Below are 18736 nucleotides of genomic sequence, written 5' to 3' on the forward strand. Positions count from 1 at the left end.
ATTTCGGGGTAGAAAATTGCTTTTTTTGTGAAACTACTGAACCTGAAATTGTTGGTATGAATAATTTCAGAACGGTCCCGTCTACTGTTTTTCTGTTGCTTTTGCCGCTTCAGCTTCTGCCTTGGCTTTTTTCTTAAAGAATCCTCTCAGCAGGAAGTTATGTTGTAAAGCTTCCATATTCTGGTCCAGCTTTTTGCTGCTTCCTTCCAGGTTCTGCATAATAGCTTTGATCTGTTCGGCAGTTTTCTGATCGTTTAATAACATCCCGGCTGCATTGTCAGACTGTGTCAGTTTTGACGAAGCTTTATTGAGGTTCTCTGTCATTGCTGCGGCTGAGCTAGCTGTTTTTTTTAACTCATTTACGGAGGCCTGAAGCTGTGAAAATACCAGAGTATCTGTCAGCATTTTATCTGCCAGACCGCCTTTTGAATTCATTTTTCTTGTGAATGCATTCAGGTCTACCGCCATTTTATTGGCAGATTCGGTAGTCACTTTCAGGTTCTGTACGATGGCTTTGAAATTATCTGCAATCTGCTGATCGGCCAATAATGCTCCGGCAGCGCCTTTTCCTTCTACCAGGTTTTTAGCCAGGATTTTAAAGTCTGAAGTCACGTCAACCAGGTTTTTATTGTTTACCTGGAAGGTTTTCATAATGTCGTCTGTAGATAGTGCATTGCTCGCTTTCAGGCGGTCGCCATCTTCTACAAATGGGAATTTTGGTGATCCTCCTGTTACGACAATGATCTTGTTTCCGATTAATCCATCGGAGCTGATGGTTGCAGTAGCATCTTTATGGATGTATTTATGCGCTTCTTCTTCAATGTTCAGGAATACCTGCACCTGTGAAGTTCCGAAGAACTGGATTTTTCTGATGGTTCCGATTTTAACTCCTGAAAACCAAACATTGTTTCCTGCTTTTAGTCCCTGGATATCATTAAAAACAACATCAACAGTGAAGCTCTTTACAAATGTCTTTTTTTGACTGCCCAGCGTAAAAATCCCTAATACAAAAATAAGCAAACCCAGGAATACGAATACTCCTACTGTTACTTTGCGACGCGTGTCTGTTACTTGCATATTGTTATTGTATAAAATTATAATCGTAAAATGGTTTCACCCGTTCATCACTGGTGTTAAATACTTCGTCAAAGGTTCCCTGACGTTCAAATTTGCCATCGAGCAGCATGGCGACCCTATTGCCGACTGCTTTGGCGCAAGTGAGATCATGAGTGATCACGATAGAGCTGGTATGAAAGCGTTCCTGTACCTCATTAATCAGGCTGTTGATTTCCAGACAGGTAATCGGGTCTAAACCGGCAGTAGGTTCATCATAAAGCATCACCTCCGGCTGAAGGATCAGTGTCCTCGCAATTCCTACTCTTTTTCTTTGTCCGCCGGAAAGCTCTGAAGGCATCTGATTAATAGTCTGCAACAAGCCTACGGCATCCAGTACCCTTTCCACAGCCTGGTTCACTTCTCCTTTGGTCAGCCTGCGCTGATTTCTTACCAGGGGAAATTCCAGGTTTTGCCTTACCGTCATACTATCATAGAGGGCCGAATTCTGAAAAGAGAACCCCACTTTCAGGCGTAAAGCTAAAAGTTCTTTATAGCTGATCTGGTCTACATGCTGCCCCAGTACTTTTACTTCTCCTTCGTCCGGACTGAGCAGCCCAACGAGTATCTTAATCAATACGGATTTTCCCGTTCCCGATTTTCCGAGAACAACCAGATTTTCTCTTTTATAAAGATCCAGGTCAACGCCTTTAAGCACATCATAACTGCCAAAGGATTTATATAGCCCTTTGATCTCTATTACTTTTTCCTGATCCGTATCGGTTGGTTTCTTTTGTTCCATTATTTAAAAGATCAAGTTCTGAATAGACCAAAAAACTGTACGGAGATGACCTCTTCTATAAAGATGAGAAACATTCCGATAACTACTGCGGAGTTGGCCGCTTTACCCACACCCTCTGTTCCTTTTGAAGAGTTATAACCCTGGTAACAGCCAACAATCCCAATGGTGAACCCAAAGAGCACGGCTTTAACGGTAGAAGCAGTGATGTCTAAAAAAGTAATCGATTCTAAAGAGGTCTGAAAAAATGCCCTGGCACTGGTATCTTCAAATAAAGATACATTCAGTAAGGCACCCAGCATTCCAACCATTGCCGTGTAAAAGGTAAGGATAGGAATGGTGATGGTTGCTGCAAGCACCCTTGTGGTAACGAGAAATTTAAAAGGGTTTGTAGCAGAAACTTCCATGGCATCAATCTGCTCTGTTACCCTCATTGAGCCCAATTCTGCACCGATACTGGAGCCAACTTTTCCTGCGGCAATGAGTGAGGTAAGGAGTGGTGCAAGCGTTCTCAGCAGGGCAATACCCACCAGTGAAGGAAGCCAGGAAGTGGCCCCGAACTCGGCCAGTGATGGCCTGGATTGCTTGGTAAATACAATACCTGTGATAAAGCCCGTTAAAGATATTAAGGCTAAAGACCGGTAGCCAATGTCATAGCATTGCCTCATGAGTTCTTTTCCCTCGTAAGGTGGAAGGAATCCTTCCTTAAAAAAACGCGTGACGAATTGACAGACATCGTAAAAAGTAAGAAACATCCTGGTTATCTTTCCGGGAGGTTTGACTTCTTTTCTTATATGGGCTGGAGTTTCAGCTGTTTTATCCATTAATTAGTGTAGGTGTGATCAGATTATATTAAAAAACTCCTTTTATATTATGTGTTATAACAGAGATGTGCAACACGTATCAAAATTTGCGCCATATTAACGATATATTCCCGATTATAGTGTTTTTTACATAAAAAAATGGCCTGTAAATTACAGACCATCCTTTTATTTCCTTCTTTTATTTTCCTCCAGGAGGGCAGTTTTTCTGTAAAAACTGAGTGTAGGTGAGGGCTAAATGCTGGAAGGTGCCATCCCCTTCACTGATGCTGTGTGTCCGGTTAGGGTAGGACATCATCTGGAATACTTTTCCGTGTTTGATGAGTTCATTAATCAGCATCTCTGCATTCTGATAATGTACGTTGTCATCGCCTGTACCATGAATGTAAAGCAGGTTACCTTTGAGATTTTTTGCATAGCTGATCGGAGAGCCTTTTACATAGGCTTCCGTTGTTTTCAAAGGAGAACCCATATAACGTTCCTGATAAACATTGTCGTAAGTCAGCTGATTGGCAACGGCTGCAATTGCAATTCCTGTCTTATAAATCTCAGGATATTGAAACAACAGGTTTAAAGTCGAAGAACCACCTCCGCTCCATCCCCAAACGGCAATCCTGTCTTTATCAACAAAAGGCCATTCCAGAATCTTCTTCGCAGCCATGGCCTGATCACGTATGTTCAGTGTACCTATGTTTTTATAAATACTTTTGCGCCAATCTCTGCCTTTTGGCGCTGGTGCGCCACGGTTTTCTATGGAAATATAGATGTAACCATCTTTAGCCATATCACCTGCATATAGGAAATTACGTCCTGCCCCATAAGTATCGGTTACGGTTTGAGATGCCGGCTCTCCATATACATAGAATACTACCGGATATTTCTTAGTGCGGTCAAAATTATCAGGTTTTTTCATCCAGCCATCCAGAATGATTCCATCTTCGGTGGTTACTTTAAAAAACTCTACCTGGTTTTTAGGTGGTTTTATCCTGCCCAGCTGATTGGTAACGCTGCCTTCCATTGTCAAAGGATTCAAAGTGCTCAGCTTCATCCATTCTGTGATCGGGCGGACAGTAGCATTGGTGTATTGATGGCGGGCAAAAATACCATTTGGAGAAATTTCATAACTATGCGTACCCGGAAGGATAGAGGGGGTAACCATTTCGGCCTTACCACCACCGCTTAATTTTGTTTTAAACAGGTACTTCTGAGTGGCATTCTCCGGAGAAGCCATAAAATAGAATAAGTTGTTTTTCTCATCGATCAGGGACTTTTCGATCACATCATAATCACCTTTGGTGATCAGCGTTTCTTTTTTACCGTCTTTACTGATGCGGTAGTGGTGGCGCCATCCGTCTTTTTCACTTGCCCAGATGAATTCCTTACCTCCATTGATCCATTCCCATCCCGCGGTTACGTCAATCCAGGCTTTATCCGTTTCACTATAAATGTTTTTTACGGCGCCCGACTGTGCGTTGGCTACAAAAAGCTTACTCACATTCTGCTCTCTGTTTAACTGTTGAAGGATCACTTCATTGGTGTTTGGAATCCAGTCCATTCTTGGAATGTAGTTCTGGATATGATCTCCGGGAACATCCAGCCATTTTGTGGTGGCAGTGCTGATGTCTACAACTCCAACTTTGCAGGAAGAAGGGTCCTGGCCAACTTTTGGATATTCTACAGGGATATTAAAAGAGTAAATGGAATCGGTATTGTTGATCATCAGGAAGTTTCTGATTTTGCGGGCATCTAACTGCCAGTAGGCAATTGTTTTTCCATCAGGGCTCCATCTGAAACCGTCTCTGCAGTCAAACTCCTCCTCGTATACCCAGTCAAATGTACCATTGATCACCCGGTCAGTACCATCAGTGGTTAAGGTTTTTGTGCTGCGGAGATTCAGGTCATCTACATATAAATTGTGTTTGCTGACATAAGCTACTTTGCTTCCGTCCGGAGAAAACTTGGCGAACATCAGAGAAGATGCCGGCTGATCTTTTCCTACTTTGATCAGTTCTTTAGTTTTCAGGTCGGCGACAAAATAATCTCCGCGTGTTTCATATCTCCATACCTTTTTGCTATTGGTATAAAGCAAGATTTTACTGCCGTCTTCAGAGATCTGAAAGTCTTTGATCTCCCCAAGTCCGCTTCCGGAATTGGAATAAATAAAACTCTGGTCGAGGATGATCTTTTGTTCGTTTTTTGGTAAAGTGATGGAAACGATGTTTCCGTCCTTCACCTGATAGTAGGAGTTGCCATCCTTAGCCCATTTCAGATCAGACTGTCTTTGCGCATGGCCCTGTCCGCAATATCCGAGAAAGATGATGACGGTCAGCTTAAAAAAGAGATTTTTAAAGTTCATTTTTATAATTCTATAAATTGCTGATATACTTTTTGAAGGTATGATTTGGCATGGTCAAGCAGCTCAGAGGTTTTGACCTTGTCTTTTGGATTGCTGTTAAATAAAACCATCTTACCTACATTATCAAATGTAACACATTGTTGGTTATCGATAAAGCCCATTCCATTATCCCATGTAAAATAGGCGAAAGGTTTGGTATAAGGGTTCAACATATTTTTACTCCATACAAACTCCTTAGCCGGAATTTGTAGTTGTGCCAGCAGTGTGGCGGCAATGTCGACTTGTGAACCTACATTGCTGAACTTGCGTCCTCTAAATTCATCTTTGATCACCTCTCCATAAAACAGTAGCGGAATATGGTAGCGTTCCGGAGCATAAATCTCGTAGGCCTGTTTTGGAAGTCCGTGACCATGATCTGCTACAAATACAAACAAGGTGTTTTTGTACCAGCTTTGTTTCTTTGCCTGGTTCAGATAAGCATTAATACAGGAATCTGTATAGTAAGCTGTGCTTTTGAATTTGGCAACATTATCGGAATTTCCGAATTTAGGTTTTCCGGGAAGGGTGTAAGGCTCGTGGTTACTGAGGGTTAACAAAGTGGAAAAGAAAGGTTGCTTTTCGGCATTCAGATCTTTCAGTTGCCTGCCAAATACCACTTCATCATATTTTCCCCAGGTAGATTGTAATTCCCCTCCTTTAAAACTATTTCTATCTATTAGCTTCTGATAATCATGACTGAGAATAAAAGCTTTGTAATTGTCGAATTCAGATTCTCCTCCATAATAGAAAGAGGTATTGTAGCCGTTTTTATGGAAGGATTGGGAGAGGGCAGGTAATTTCTGCATTTTCTCCGGCCATTTTACGACACTTCCGGAAGCCAGTGTCGGGAACCCCGCAAGAGAAGCAATAATACCTTTGTCTGTGCGGTTACCGGAAGCATAAATTTTATCGAACAATACCCCTTTGTGCATCAGCGTATCGAAATGAGGGGTGATCCCGGATTCGTTTCCCAATGTTTGGGTGAGGTCGGCCGTAAAGCTTTCAATGATGACAAAAACCACGTTAGGCCTGTTTGTTTTTAAAATCTGGATGGTACTGTCTTTTTCCGTTGTATAAAGCCCTTTAAGCAGTTGATCTGCTTTTTTAGGTTCGAAATAAACGTAAGGGTTATTCCTGGCCATTCTTTCAGAAAGCGAGCTTCTGAGCAGGTTCCATTCTGTATTTACAGCAGCCTGATTGAGCAATTGTTCTTTCGAAAAATAAGCCATACTCTGAGTGATGGGAGAGCCCCTGAGGCCTCCACGAATCAGGATAAAGGAAAGACCAATCAAGAGCACGGATACCAGGGCACGCAACCAGATTGATGAGCTGCCAAAATTCAGCTTCCGGGAAACGACCCAGCGCTGGATAAACAGGCTCAGAACGATCATTAAAACCAATAAGGACAGCGATAGTCCGATTGGAGAGGAGGCACTGGAAGCCATGGCTTCATTGGGGGTGGAAATGGCAAAACCTATGGCTTTGGCATTTACTTTACTTCCCCATTCTCTGTAAATATTGAAATTGATGACTGAAATGATACTGAATAATACAATCAGGACTTTGTTATAGGTAGAGATCCATTTGAGTTCCACGACTTTTCTGCCACTTAAAAGCCAGTAAATATAGGCTACGAGTGGAATGATGGCCAGGTATGCCGTCATGGAAAGGTCTAATAAAATGGCATGATAGAAAGTTGCCATGGTCTCAGATAGCGGGACCATGGCAAGTTTTTTATGATAAATAAGAAGGAACATCAGTCGGTCGACAAAGAAAAATAGCAACCAGAAGATGTAAAATCTAATTAAAAAGATAAGGCTTTTGAACATTTTAGCGGATGTTATTGACCCCCACCTTGCATTTGCATTACTTCTTCCATTGTTTTAAGATCATATCCTTTAGGAACGTCTAATGTAAATGGGCCAGCTGCTTCTTCGTTTAAGGCCTTGATGGTTGAAGTAGATTTTACACCACGATTAAATTTAGTGAACTTGATCGGCGTACCTTTTACTTCTTTAAATTCCTGGCCCATCAGACCTGCAGGAAGCTCGATGTCGTTCGTAGCCCAAAGTTCATAGGTACCTCCTTTGTCGTCTTTATAAGTGTATTTCTCTGCGTTATAGGTAAGGATTTTTTGTTTTTCTCCAGTTGCTTTAAAGTCACTGAATTTAGGATCATTTGCTTTTTCTTTCTCATAATCTTCTTTAGTTCCTTTTACCGCAATTTGCATCTGCGCTACCGGTACATCAATTAATACCAATGAGTTAAAGGAAACATTGTCAGAGATCACAGTGATGGTTGCAGGACCTTGTTGTAATTCAAATCTCGACATATTGCCGTTGAATTTTACTTTCGTCTCTGTAGGTAGCATGGATGCCATTGGTTCCTGTTCCGGAGTAAGGGAATAGCTTACTCCAAAGGTTACACTTCCTTCAGAAATTTTCTTTTGAGCGTGTGCGAAGATAGCGGTACTTACAAGAACTGCAGCTAAAACTCCGGTTTTGATAGATTTTAACATATAATAGTTTTTAGTGTTTATACTTATTTAATTTACCATTTAATTTTCTCTTTGCTGATAAAAGCAGCAACACCTTTTTTGAAATCTTCACTTTCTCTTACCCTGGCATTAATCTGTACCGCCAATGAAAGACTGTGGTCTAATTCCCGATTGGTAGTTTGTCCAATCAGTTGCTTGGTTACCACTAACGAATTTGAAGAAGCTTCAGTACACAAACTTAATGCAAATTCCTTTACCTTAAGATTAATGTCTTCTTTGTTTGTTACAAAAGTGATTAAACCATAATCTAAAGCCTGCTGGGCCGAGAATAACTCTCCGGTAAATAAGATGCGCTTGGCGATGGTTTCCGAGGTCTTTCTTAGCAGAAAACAGGATACTATTGCAGGTACAAAACCCAGTTTCACTTCGGTATAACCAAAACTGGCCTCCGGAACAGCAAAGCTGATGTCGCATACGGTAGCCAGACCACATCCCCCGGCAATGGCATGGCCCTCAATCTGTGCAATCACTACTTTAGGCAAGTAATAGATGGTGGTAAACAGGCGTTTCAGGTTTTCTGAGTCTGCCAGGTTTTCCTCGTAGGTGTTCTGTTGTAATTGCTGAAGATACGCCAGATCGGCACCTGCGCTGAATGTGGTTCCATTGGCCTTTAACAGGATCACTTTAACGGTTTCATCTTCCGATGCCTTCATTAAGGTCTGGGTGAGCAGGCTAACCAGCTCAGGATTTAGGGCGTTACGCTTTTCCGGGCGGTTGATGGAAATGGTTGCAATGCGTTCTTCAACTGAATATAAGACTAAAGGAGCTGTCATGATCTTTCTGAAATAAATCTTTATTTACGTCAAAAGTAAAGAAACAAAACCATTGGTGTTAGGGGAGGGGATTATATTTTCCCGGAAGCTGATCGCTGAATGTTGAACCGCTATTCAGGGCAACAGGCATTTGCCTTCTGAAGAAGGCTATATTAAGGCACTACTTACGGCTATGTTATTGCTTTTTTGAAGGTAGGTTGGCAGGGCCCATCAGGGCCTGGCAGCCCTGCTAACCTATATTATTTTCAGATGAAAATTTAATGTAAATCGCAGGTAATTGGCCGCTTGTTATAGCGTGTTTATTAGGTTTAACAAAACTTATTGGCTATATTGGTAGTGTTAATAATGGTATTGTTAATTTTTACTACCAAACATTTAATTTATTCAATATGGCAAAAGTATCAAATGGCCCTTTGGGGGCCTTAAACGGAAAATTACGGAACCTGGTTTTTTACATGCTCAACGGGCAACCTGTTGTCCGTACCATTGGCGATCCGGGTAAACCCAGCAGAAATCAACTGGCCAACCGTCAGGCAATGTCGGTGACGATGGGGCTGGTGAGCAGGATCACTGATTTTACCAGTGTCAGCTTTGAACTGGAAGCAAAAGGAACAGTCAGAAATGCCCACAATCTGGCCACTTCTTATATCAAAAAGCTGGCTTTAAAGGGTGAATATCCCAATATTTCGGTAGACTACAGTAAAGTGATCCTGAGCAATGGCAGTTTGCCTTGTGCTGCTGACCTGAAAATAGAAAAGAAAGAAAATGGGGTATTGCTGAGCTGGGATGCTGCAGGTGAAGATGATGATATCGTAATGATTTTGCTTTGTCATCCTTTACAAAAAAGGGCCACTTCCTGTATCAATGCAGGTCGCAGAGATGCAGGATCCTACTTTATTGGCCTGCGTGAGGACCACCTGAATGAGCCGATCGAAGCTTATATCTGCTTTCGGGCAGCGGATGGTAAGGCCATATCCAACAGTGCTTACGTCGGGAACCTGAATGGAGAGCTCGAGAGCCCGGAGGAGACCGCACAAAATAAAAAGTATCAGCTGATCAAACAGCGTTTTGATGTGGTAGAAGCCGATTATTTGCAGCAACTGAAAGATAATTTTGGAAATCGCGTCGATAGCAAAGCATTCCGTAACCTGGAAAAGGAGTATGAAGTATTAAAAAATAAACTGGAAAACCTCCCGGGGAAACCAGGTTAAGGGTTCTTGGCAGAAAAAATTGAAGGAATCAGTTTTATTGACTTTACTTTATGCTGATCCAGAGCTGGTTGGATAAAATAGACGAAGTCTTTATCTTCTCTTTTTAGCCCGGTGCAGACGATGGCATGATTTGAAAATATATAGGCAACTGCCTGTTGTCTTGGAATGCGGAAGCTAATAATCCTGCATTGCCGGTAAGCCATGATCTGTTCATAGCTCAAGAAGCTTTGTAAGATAAGAAGTGTGGTTAGCGCTGCGAAAAGCACTCTTTTCTGATGGTGGACTATTGCCGGTATCAATAGAGTTAAGGTCAGACATAACAGCAGGTACATTGCTTTATCGATCCAGATGCCCGATAAGCTGGAAAAAGGAAGTCCGGAGATCCATTGAAGCCCCTGATTGGTAAAGCTGATCAGCCATTCGAAAACTGGTGCCAGAAAACCAAAACCCGGAAACAGCACCACAATTCCGAGATACATCAGCAATGCGATGGGAATCAGGATAAACAGGTTGCTGAGCAGGAAATAAAGAGGGAACTGATGGAAGTAATAAACTGAGGAGGGAAAAGTAAATAGCTGTGCTGCTAAAGACATGGCAACTGCTCCCCATAGTTTGTTGAGCCATTTGTTTTCTATATACCAGGATTGCTGAATTTTCGGTTGCAGGTAAACCAGGCCACTTACGGCCAGGAAGGACAGCTGAAAGCCAATATCCCAAAGAAGAAACGGATTGTATAGCAACAGGCAGAAAGCACTGAAAGCAGTGATGTTATAGCTGTTGGCTGGCCTGGAAGATGATTTTGCAATCAGGAATACCGAAAGCATCAATACCGCGCGAAGGACTGAAGGAGAAAGCCCGGTGAGGAGGGCATAAAACCAGATGACAGGGAGGATTAAGATCAGTTTAAATAATTTTCCCCGCTTGCTATAGTTTAGAAAACCCAGCAGGTAATTCAATACCATATAGATCAGACCTACATGCATCCCGGAAACCGATAAAGCGTGAATGGTTCCCGTTTTGGCATAAATATTCAGGATTTCCTGACTGAGGTCGGCCCGGTAGCCGAGGATAAGTGTGGAAGCCAAAGCAACTGCTTCTTTGTTTTTGATGAGCTGTACATAACGCATCAGCTGTTGTTGCCGGAGTTGCAAAGCGAATCGCCGGATGGGGTTGCCGTAATTTCCTGCTAATTTCAGGTACTGATCCCTGTTCAGAAAAGATTGATGGTAGATGTTTTGTGTGGCAAGCCAGGATTTGAAATCAAATTCGGAGCGCAGATGAGGAGGCTTAACTTCCGAAAACAAGGAAGGGATAATCAACTCTTCTCCATAACGCAAAGGCAGGGGAATATCAACAGGTGTTTTTATAGCCAGCATGATCATCCCCGAAGCGGATCTGGGAAGGAGCTGCATTTCCTGTCCCCTGGAGTCAGCCCGGATCTGGTAGGCCAGCATTACTTTTGCTTTGAATCTCCATATCCCGGCTTTATATTGAGGTTCCTCATTGATTTGAACCTTTAAATAACGGGAAGGTACTTTGGCAAAGTAATCGGACTTTAAAGACTGATTATAGCTCATCGCCGATAAACCGCCAAAGAAGAACATCAGCAACTGTAAAAGAAAACCAGTAAGGACTTTGAACCGATAAGCTTTACATTGTTTGTAATAGGTGTTTATGACGATCAGGGAGATAAACAACAGGAGGTTGAACGAAATTAAAACCAGGATCCCGGAGACAAATTTGAAGTTATAGAAGAAACCTATTCCTGCGGAATAGGGGATCAGAATCCGCATAAAGGTCAGGGCATGCTGATGGGAAGGGAACATGGTCTAAAACTGATAACGCAGTTGTAATTTCAGATCCGACTTCTGATTTCCTGTGATTTCATCGAGCCCGGAACCAATACTTGATTTATCCTGATAAATGTATATCGCATACTTTCCCCAAAGATCCAGCATCCTGAATAAACGGTACCTGAAATTCAGGTAAGTTCTGATGCCCTTACCATAATATCCGCCGGAACCAGAACCAGATAAAACATCGTCCTCATAGGCGTAAATTCTGGAATTATAGGAGTCGGTACGGAAATAAGCAAGCCGTATATTACCTGATAACTTTGAGGACAATGGCGTGTAGTGGAGGTCCTGATAAATCAGATAACCCAGTTCTGCGGCCTTCCTGCCTTTATGATATCGAATAACTTCGAACCTTTGTTGAGATTTGAACTTTTTATCAAACTGCCAGTCGCATTCCAGTCTGTAGTTTGTCTTCCTGAGATCCTCCAGAGATCGATCAGGGTTTCCGGCGTCGGGGTTTTGTTGTTTCTGTTCTGTTTTAACGCGGAGGTTAAGCCGAAGTTTTTTAGAGGGGGTATAGCGTAACTGAGAAAGGATTTCGTGCCCGGAAGAGGGGAAATCTACGCGGTATCTTAACCATGGAAATTTGAAATAATCCAGGTAAGCGGAGAATTTCCAGTGTTGATGAGGGCTGTAGTTTAATCCGAAATAAGCGCCCTGCTCATTGGCCGTTTCTGAAGCTTCTCCAATTGATTGGCTAAAAAAATTATGGTAATTCTTGTCGTAATGCCTGTAGAGCAATACTGCAGAAAACCGGGAAGAGATGCTGGCCATTGCGCCCTGTAGCATTGCCCAGCCGCCATGAAAGCTCCGCGCCAGCTCCCCGTAAAAGTAAACATTCTGAAAAGTGTAATTGTAATGGAAACCGGTGTTGATCAGCTGATCACCTGCGAAATGGTATTTTTTATAAGCCGGACTGCTATTGGTAAAGGAATGTCCGTATTTCGATTGATAGCCCACTATACCTGCACTAAAATGGTCAGTCAGGTATTGTAAGGCGGCTCCATATACCTGTTGAGCCAATCTCTTTCTGTTCTGTAGTTCAGTTTGGGTTCTGTGAAGACCACTTTCGCTGATGGTACTTAATATGGCGCTGCCATCAGGTAGCATTTTTAAGCTGGCATCACGTTTTCTGAACGAAAAAAATGAGTTGAGGTAAAAATTTCCGGACAACTGAACGGTAGCCGCAATACCTCTGAAAAAAGCACCTTCATTGGCAGAGGTATAAGGCTTTAAACCTACATCTTTACTGGCTACACTGGTCACATCAGGGCCTTTTCCAAAAGAGAAGCCGGACCAGAGCGTTAACCCCTGTCCGAATTGAAGACTGTAGTCTCCGATAACCAGTTTATGGATGCGCCGGAACTTATAAAAGGCAATGTTTCCGGAGAGAAAATCTATGGCTGCTTCCTCATTGAATATCACTTCTCCGGCATCTTTCTTCATCACTATGGATGCGGAAAGTATTTCTGAATACTGGTATTTGTACCGGAACAACAGTTTGTCCGGGCTCCCCAGGTACCTGCTTCCCTTAAGATTTCTGAAACCCTTTTGTTCTTGCAAAATCCTGCCATACCTGAGCATGATCTGGTTGGTACCCTCCCGGTAAAGATCTTTCAGTTTTAAATGAGTATAGGCTGTGGCCGGATTTAAGGTTACATAAGGGAGCAGCCTGTCTATGGTTTCCGGATCAAAACCAGGAATAGATTGTAGCTCCAGAAGGTCTAACAATTTTCCATTAACAGATAGGTGTAGAAAGAAATTGCTGATTTGTAGAGGAGATAAGCAGATCAGCTTTTTTAAGTCTTCCGGGCGGGCGCGGTTCAGGTCTATCGGATGCTTCCTGAAAAAATCAAGCTGATCGGTCAGTTCAGAAAGTTCTTCTTCTTCATTCCCCTTTTCGGCGAGGCTTTCCCTGAGCTCTTTTACAGCTTCCTCTTCCTGTGCAAAGAGGGGAACTTCCGAAAAAATCAGAATGAAGACGAAGAGAAATCGAAGTGAAGCAGGCATCATCATGCCTAATCACCGTATTATTTGTGGTAATAAATAATTATTTAACTAATAATTTATATTTCCTCGTTAAGTTTTAATAAGAAGTCTTTCAGTTTTTCCAGAGAAGCGATGATCTTTTGGTTCTCTTTTACTTCGGAGGTATTGTTTTTTAAATGTTCTTTTGCCCCTTTAAGCGTAAAGCCTTTGTCATCTACCAGGTGGAAAATGATCTTTAGATTTTCAATGTCTTCAGGAGTAAATAAACGGTTTCCTTTTTTGTTTTTCTTAGGTTGCAATACATCAAATTCCTTCTCGTAAAAGCGGATCTGGGATGCATTTACGCCAAACATTTCGGTCACCTCACCCATCGTATAATACATTTTATTAATTTCCCGTTCTTTGTAAGGCATAGTTTGATCTTGATTATTAGTGGTTTACGGCTATTATATAAAGTGTTCAAATGTAAAGGGATTTTAGTAGAATACCGCAATAAAATTTTAATTTTGTTCACCATTAATATAGAGAAGGATGACAGCTAAGGAAATCAGACAGGCTTACTTAAAATTTTTTGAATCGAAACAACATCATATTGTTCCCTCTGCACCAATTGTAGTAAAGAACGATCCGACACTGATGTTCACCAATGCGGGAATGAATCAGTTTAAGGATTTGTTTCTGGGAGAAGCAGCCGTTAAATATCCACGTGTAACCGATACGCAACGTTGTTTGCGTGTGTCAGGTAAACATAATGACCTGGAGGAAGTAGGAATTGATACCTATCATCATACCATGTTTGAAATGTTGGGTAACTGGAGCTTTGGAGATTACTTTAAAAAAGAAGCCATTGCCTGGAGCTGGGAATTATTGACAGAAGTATACCAGATCCCTAAAGATAAATTATATGTTTCTATCTTCGAAGGAGATGAGAAAGAAGGTTTACCAAGAGATACGGAAGCCTATGATCTGTGGAAACAATATGTGCCCGAAGACCGCATCATCCTTGGAAATAAAAAAGATAATTTTTGGGAGATGGGCGATACCGGTCCTTGTGGACCCTGCTCAGAAATCCATGTAGATTGCAGAACTGAAGAAGAACGTAAAGCAGTGAGCGGAAAAGACCTGGTGAATGCAGATCATCCACAGGTAATCGAAATCTGGAACAATGTATTTATGCAGTTCAACAGGCTTAAAGATGGCTCTTTGCAACCGCTTCCGGCTCAACATGTGGATACAGGAATGGGATTTGAACGTCTGGTACGGGTGTTACAGGAGAAATCCTCTAACTACGATACCGATGTATTCCAGCCATTAATCCAGTTTATTGCGGAACATGCAGGGGTTGCTTATGGAGCAGATGAAAAGACCGACATTGCGATGCGCGTAATGGCTGACCATATCCGTGCGATCTCTTTTGTGATTGCAGACGGACAGTTGCCGTCAAATAATAAAGCAGGGTATGTGATCCGCAGAATCCTTCGTCGTGCAGTAAGGTATGCCTATACTTTCCTGAACCTGAAAGAACCTTTCCTGAACCAGTTGGTGCCGGTATTGGCCGGACAGTTTAGCGGTGTGTTTGACGAATTGGTTTTACAACAGGATTTCGTTCAGAAAGTAGTGTTGGAAGAGGAAGTTTCCTTCCTGAGGACCTTAGCTACAGGAATTCAGCGCTTTGAAAACTATACCAAAAAACAAGGTGAATTGCTGATGTCTGAAAATGCAATTGAACTGGAGAAATCATTCGAAGACAATTGGGTTTACAGCATTTTAAAAGACCAGATGGTGATTTCAGGAGATTTTGCTTTTGAACTGAATGATACTTATGGTTTCCCGATAGATTTAACGGAGTTGATGGCCAGGGAACAACGCTGGACTGTTGATATGGATGAATACAATAAGGCTTTGTTAAAGCAGAAAGAAAGGTCAAGGGCAGCTACGGCTGTAGATACGGGCGACTGGATCATGGTGAATGCTGACCTGGAGACTGATTTTGTGGGCTATGACGATTTTGAAATAGAAACTCAAATCATCAAATACCGTAAGGTGAGTGCAAAAGGCAAGGAACAATATCAGATTGTGCTGAGCAAAACACCGTTTTATGCAGAGAGTGGTGGTCAGGTAGGAGATACCGGACGGTTGGAAGACCATAGCCGTTTGTTCTTTGTGGAGATTACAGACACCAAGAAAGAAAATGGAGTAATCGTTCATTATACAGATACTTTGCCTGAAGATTTGGATGGTTTATTCTGGGCGGTGATAGATGAAGACAAACGTTTATTGTCGCAAGACAACCATACGGCTACACACTTGCTTCATGCAGCACTTAAAAAAGTGCTTGGAAGTCATGTGAATCAAAAAGGATCCCTGGTTAATCCGGATTATCTGCGTTTCGATTTTTCTCATTTTGCAAAAATCAGCGAGGATGACCTGGCACAGATCGAGCACCTGGTGAATCAAAAGATCAGAGAGAATATTCCATTGAAAGAACAAAGGGATGTGCCTTATGATCAGGCGATTTCTAGTGGGGTGACGGCATTGTTTGGAGAAAAGTACGGTGATTTTGTACGTATCATCACTTTTGATGATCATTATTCAAAAGAGCTTTGCGGAGGTACCCATGTTCAGGCAACGGGGCAGATTGGTTATTTCAAAATCATCTCAGAGAGTGCGGTTGCAGCTGGGGTAAGACGTATTGAAGCAATTACAGCAGATAAAGCTGAAGCCTTCATTTTAGACCAGAACAGGGAGCTGAATGAGCTGAGAGCTTTACTTAAAGGAAATAAGGATTTAAAATCTGCAGTCAGCGCTTTGCTGGAAGAAAACTCGAAGCTGAAGAAAGACGCGGAGAAAGCAGTAGGGGAGCAGTCTGCGAACCTGAAACATGAAATTGTTCACCACCTTAAAACCATTAATGGGGTGAACCTGATTGCCACTCATGTGGATCTGCCGAATGCCGATGCGGTGAAGAACCTGGCTTTTGCAGTGAAAGACCTGGTAGATGATCTTTTATTGGTATTTACTACTTTAATTGATGATAAACCTGGAATTACGGTGATGCTTTCAGAAAACCTGATTAAGGATAAGGGCTTAAACGCTTCGAATATAGTAAGGGAGCTGGCTAAAGACATCCAGGGTGGTGGTGGCGGTCAGCCGTTTTATGCTACTGCAGGCGGTAAGAACAAGGATGGTTTATCTGCGGTTCTTGCTAAAGCAGCTGATTTAATCCCGGCATAACTGCTTGTTAAAAAAATGGGGCTCAAAAAGCCTGTTGATATAAAAAGGCCGGTCATAAACCGGCCTTTTCTTATTTAAGAACCCAATAACCAAGGGCCAGCCAGATCAGCCCCTTGACTAGAAAAAAGAGGAATCCCCAGATTCCAACTTTCTTTAACCATTTTAAGATGTTGGCTTTTTTCTCTGATGTGGGTGTATTTGTCATAATTAAAGCGATTCTTTCAGGACTTCACGCCAGCTCTCTAATTCAGGAATTCCAGGCTTGCGCTTGCCAAAAAATTGAACAATCATTTCTCCGTTTTTGTCAAACAATTCGATTGAGTTTACATCTCCGTCGGTAGAAGGTTTTACGACCTGCCATACGCTGCGAACTTCATCTTCACGAAGGTGCAAATTAAATTCTGGATCTAAAACATTAAACCATGGTCCCATATCTACTAATTTTGTAATATTTCCACTGTGGATCTGAATACAACCTGCATTTCCGGTGAAAACCATTACCGGAACCTGCTTTTCCGAACAGGCAGTCATGGCTTTTCTGAAACCTTCGATGGTGGTTTCTTTTGCTCTTCCCGCCGGAGCAAGACGCAGGGCCTGTGTTCTACTTACTTTAAACTTTTTCAACAGCATAAAAAACTCATGACTGTCTTTCATATTGTTCCAGGCTTCCTGAAATCCGGTTACATCAATTTCTGCATCTGCCAATTCCGGTTGTGGAGCGGCTTCGGGAGCTTTTTCTATCAATACCGCTTCCTGAGTGTCTTTGCGGAAGGTCTGGATCAGTTGATCATAAGCTTCCTGGTTGCTGCGTTCCGTCAAATAAATCTTGTGAAGGGCAGTCCCATTGGCATCAAAAAACTGAAGGCTTTTACGTCCGTTTTCTTCTACTGCAAAACCGTGTTTCCACTGGCGGAGGAATAAACGCAAGTCGATATCTGCGCCGAGTACCAATCCGGCATGAGGGGTAAAAGAGATGTCTTCATAAACCCCTTTTCTTTCATTTACGCAATACTCATTGCGCGTAAGTGCCATTACATAACCCAATGAGGTTACCGATTCCAGGATTTTTTCAAAATCAGGTTGTAAGAAAATAACCTGTTGACCTAAGCCGGTCATCAGTAATTCTGCCTCAGTTACTTCCAGTTCCTGTGCGGCCTCCCTGATGCGTTTTTTAGGGTTGGCAGTTTTATAGGCTTCATATTTTTGTTTTAGGCTATTTGTTTCTGTAATCATGGTGTTGAATTTTAAGAGAATGGAGTTAAATTAACAATTGTATTTTTTGGAATAAAGAAGGGTTTGAGGGTTCTGGGGTTGGTAAAAACCTCCGAGTCAATTTCAAATACTTCATAAATATTTTTAGTGTTCAATACTTCGGATGCGGTCCCATCATACCATTTTCTGCCATTTTTAAGCATCAGAATGCGATCTGCATACTGGGCGGCCAGATTGATATCATGTAAAATGCTGATCACCATAAAGCCCTTTTTAGATAACGCCTGTGCAATGGCTAATGTTTGCTGCTGGTATTGCAGGTCAAGTCCGGAAACGGGCTCATCCATCAGGAGCAGGGCATCCGGGACATCCCAGATCTGCACCAGGATCCTGGACAACTGGATCCTTTGCTGTTCTCCTCCGGATAAACTCAGGTAGGAGCGTTCTGAAAGGTGTGTCGTACCGGTCAGCTTCATGACCTCCTCGCAGATCTGCCTGTCTTTTGGGGAAGGGGCATTTTGATAATGAGGATAGCGGCCCATCATGACAATTTCCGCTGCCATAAAGGCCATGTTTACCACGTTTTGTTGGTTGAGTACGGCCCTTTTCAACGCGAGCTGAGGAGGGGAATAATGGCTGACTTCCTTGTGGTGGAGGGTAAGGCTTCCTTTAGAGGGCTTCCGTTCCCCGCTTAACATCCTGAGTAAGGTCGATTTTCCTGCTCCGTTGGCCCCCAGAACGACGAGCATTTCACCCGGGCGAATGCTAAAGGAAATATCCCTGACCAGCATGCGCTTTCCTGTTTCATAACTTATATTATCTGCTATTAACATATT

Annotated in this window: 14 protein-coding genes; 2 read left to right on the forward strand and 12 right to left on the reverse strand. The window is 42.4% G+C overall.

The window, feature by feature from the left end:
* Positions 1-81 precede the first annotated feature (81 nt).
* The 7 genes from BFS30_RS18590 to BFS30_RS18620 all read right to left on the reverse strand — a co-directional run bounded on the left by BFS30_RS18590 (position 82) and on the right by BFS30_RS18620 (position 8398).
* Positions 82-1077 carry an MlaD family protein gene (locus tag BFS30_RS18590; protein WP_069380663.1) on the reverse strand — a complete coding sequence of 332 codons (996 nt, stop codon included), beginning with the start codon at positions 1075-1077 and terminating at the stop codon, positions 82-84.
* A gap of 4 nt (positions 1078-1081) precedes the next feature.
* The gene (locus BFS30_RS18595) at positions 1082-1855 is read right to left on the reverse strand and encodes an ABC transporter ATP-binding protein (RefSeq protein WP_069380664.1); all 774 of its coding nucleotides are present in this window, start codon (positions 1853-1855) and stop codon (positions 1082-1084) included.
* A gap of 11 nt (positions 1856-1866) precedes the next feature.
* Positions 1867-2676 (reverse strand): MlaE family ABC transporter permease, encoded by an 810-nt coding sequence (locus tag BFS30_RS18600; protein WP_069380665.1) that lies wholly within the window; start codon positions 2674-2676, stop codon positions 1867-1869.
* A gap of 178 nt (positions 2677-2854) precedes the next feature.
* Entirely contained in the window at positions 2855-5029 is a 2175-nt protein-coding gene (locus BFS30_RS18605) for a S9 family peptidase (RefSeq protein ID WP_069380666.1), read from the reverse strand.
* Positions 5030-5031: 2 nt separating this feature from the next.
* Positions 5032-6792, reverse strand: a complete 1761-nt coding sequence (locus tag BFS30_RS18610) for an LTA synthase family protein (protein WP_237028605.1) — start codon at positions 6790-6792, stop codon at positions 5032-5034.
* A 116-nt stretch (positions 6793-6908) separates the two neighbouring features.
* A complete protein-coding gene (locus BFS30_RS18615; protein ID WP_069380668.1) occupies positions 6909-7586 on the reverse strand; it encodes a DUF4412 domain-containing protein in 678 nt (225 codons plus the stop codon).
* Positions 7587-7618: 32 nt separating this feature from the next.
* A complete protein-coding gene (locus BFS30_RS18620) occupies positions 7619-8398 on the reverse strand; it encodes an enoyl-CoA hydratase/isomerase family protein (RefSeq protein WP_069380669.1) in 780 nt (259 codons plus the stop codon).
* A gap of 389 nt (positions 8399-8787) precedes the next feature.
* Here BFS30_RS18620 and BFS30_RS18625 point away from each other — a divergent pair, with 389 nt between their 5' ends.
* Positions 8788-9609, forward strand: a complete 822-nt coding sequence (locus BFS30_RS18625) for a DUF6266 family protein (protein WP_069380670.1) — start codon at positions 8788-8790, stop codon at positions 9607-9609.
* On the opposite strand, the gene BFS30_RS18630 is transcribed toward BFS30_RS18625, so the two are convergent.
* From BFS30_RS18630 to BFS30_RS18640, 3 genes are read right to left on the reverse strand one after another with little or no spacing between them, the layout of a single operon-like run.
* On the reverse strand, positions 9606-11435 hold the full coding sequence (locus BFS30_RS18630) for a ComEC/Rec2 family competence protein (protein WP_069380671.1): 1830 nt from the start codon (positions 11433-11435) through the stop codon (positions 9606-9608). The two genes, BFS30_RS18625 and BFS30_RS18630, sit on opposite strands and share 4 nt — an antisense overlap.
* Before the next feature lie 3 nt (positions 11436-11438).
* Positions 11439-13481 carry a helix-hairpin-helix domain-containing protein gene (locus tag BFS30_RS18635; protein WP_237028606.1) on the reverse strand — a complete coding sequence of 681 codons (2043 nt, stop codon included), beginning with the start codon at positions 13479-13481 and terminating at the stop codon, positions 11439-11441.
* 50 nt (positions 13482-13531) lie between these two features.
* Positions 13532-13867, reverse strand: coding sequence for a MerR family transcriptional regulator (locus BFS30_RS18640; RefSeq protein ID WP_069380672.1), 336 nt, complete (start codon positions 13865-13867; stop codon positions 13532-13534).
* Positions 13868-13985: 118 nt separating this feature from the next.
* Between BFS30_RS18640 and alaS the strand changes: the two genes are divergently transcribed.
* On the forward strand, positions 13986-16688 hold the full coding sequence (gene alaS / locus BFS30_RS18645; RefSeq protein WP_069380673.1) for an alanine--tRNA ligase: 2703 nt from the start codon (positions 13986-13988) through the stop codon (positions 16686-16688).
* A gap of 207 nt (positions 16689-16895) precedes the next feature.
* Here alaS and BFS30_RS18655 read toward each other — a convergent pair whose 3' ends face one another.
* Together BFS30_RS18655 and BFS30_RS18660 are read right to left on the reverse strand one after the other, a co-directional pair.
* Complete coding sequence (locus BFS30_RS18655) at positions 16896-17921, reverse strand: hemin-degrading factor (protein WP_069380675.1); 1026 nt, start codon at positions 17919-17921, stop codon at positions 16896-16898.
* Positions 17922-17932: 11 nt separating this feature from the next.
* Entirely contained in the window at positions 17933-18733 is an 801-nt protein-coding gene (locus tag BFS30_RS18660) for a heme ABC transporter ATP-binding protein (RefSeq protein WP_069380676.1), read from the reverse strand.
* Positions 18734-18736: the final 3 nt, after the last annotated feature.

It is taken from the genome of Pedobacter steynii (genome assembly GCF_001721645.1).
GTDB lineage: Bacteria > Bacteroidota > Bacteroidia > Sphingobacteriales > Sphingobacteriaceae > Pedobacter > Pedobacter steynii_A.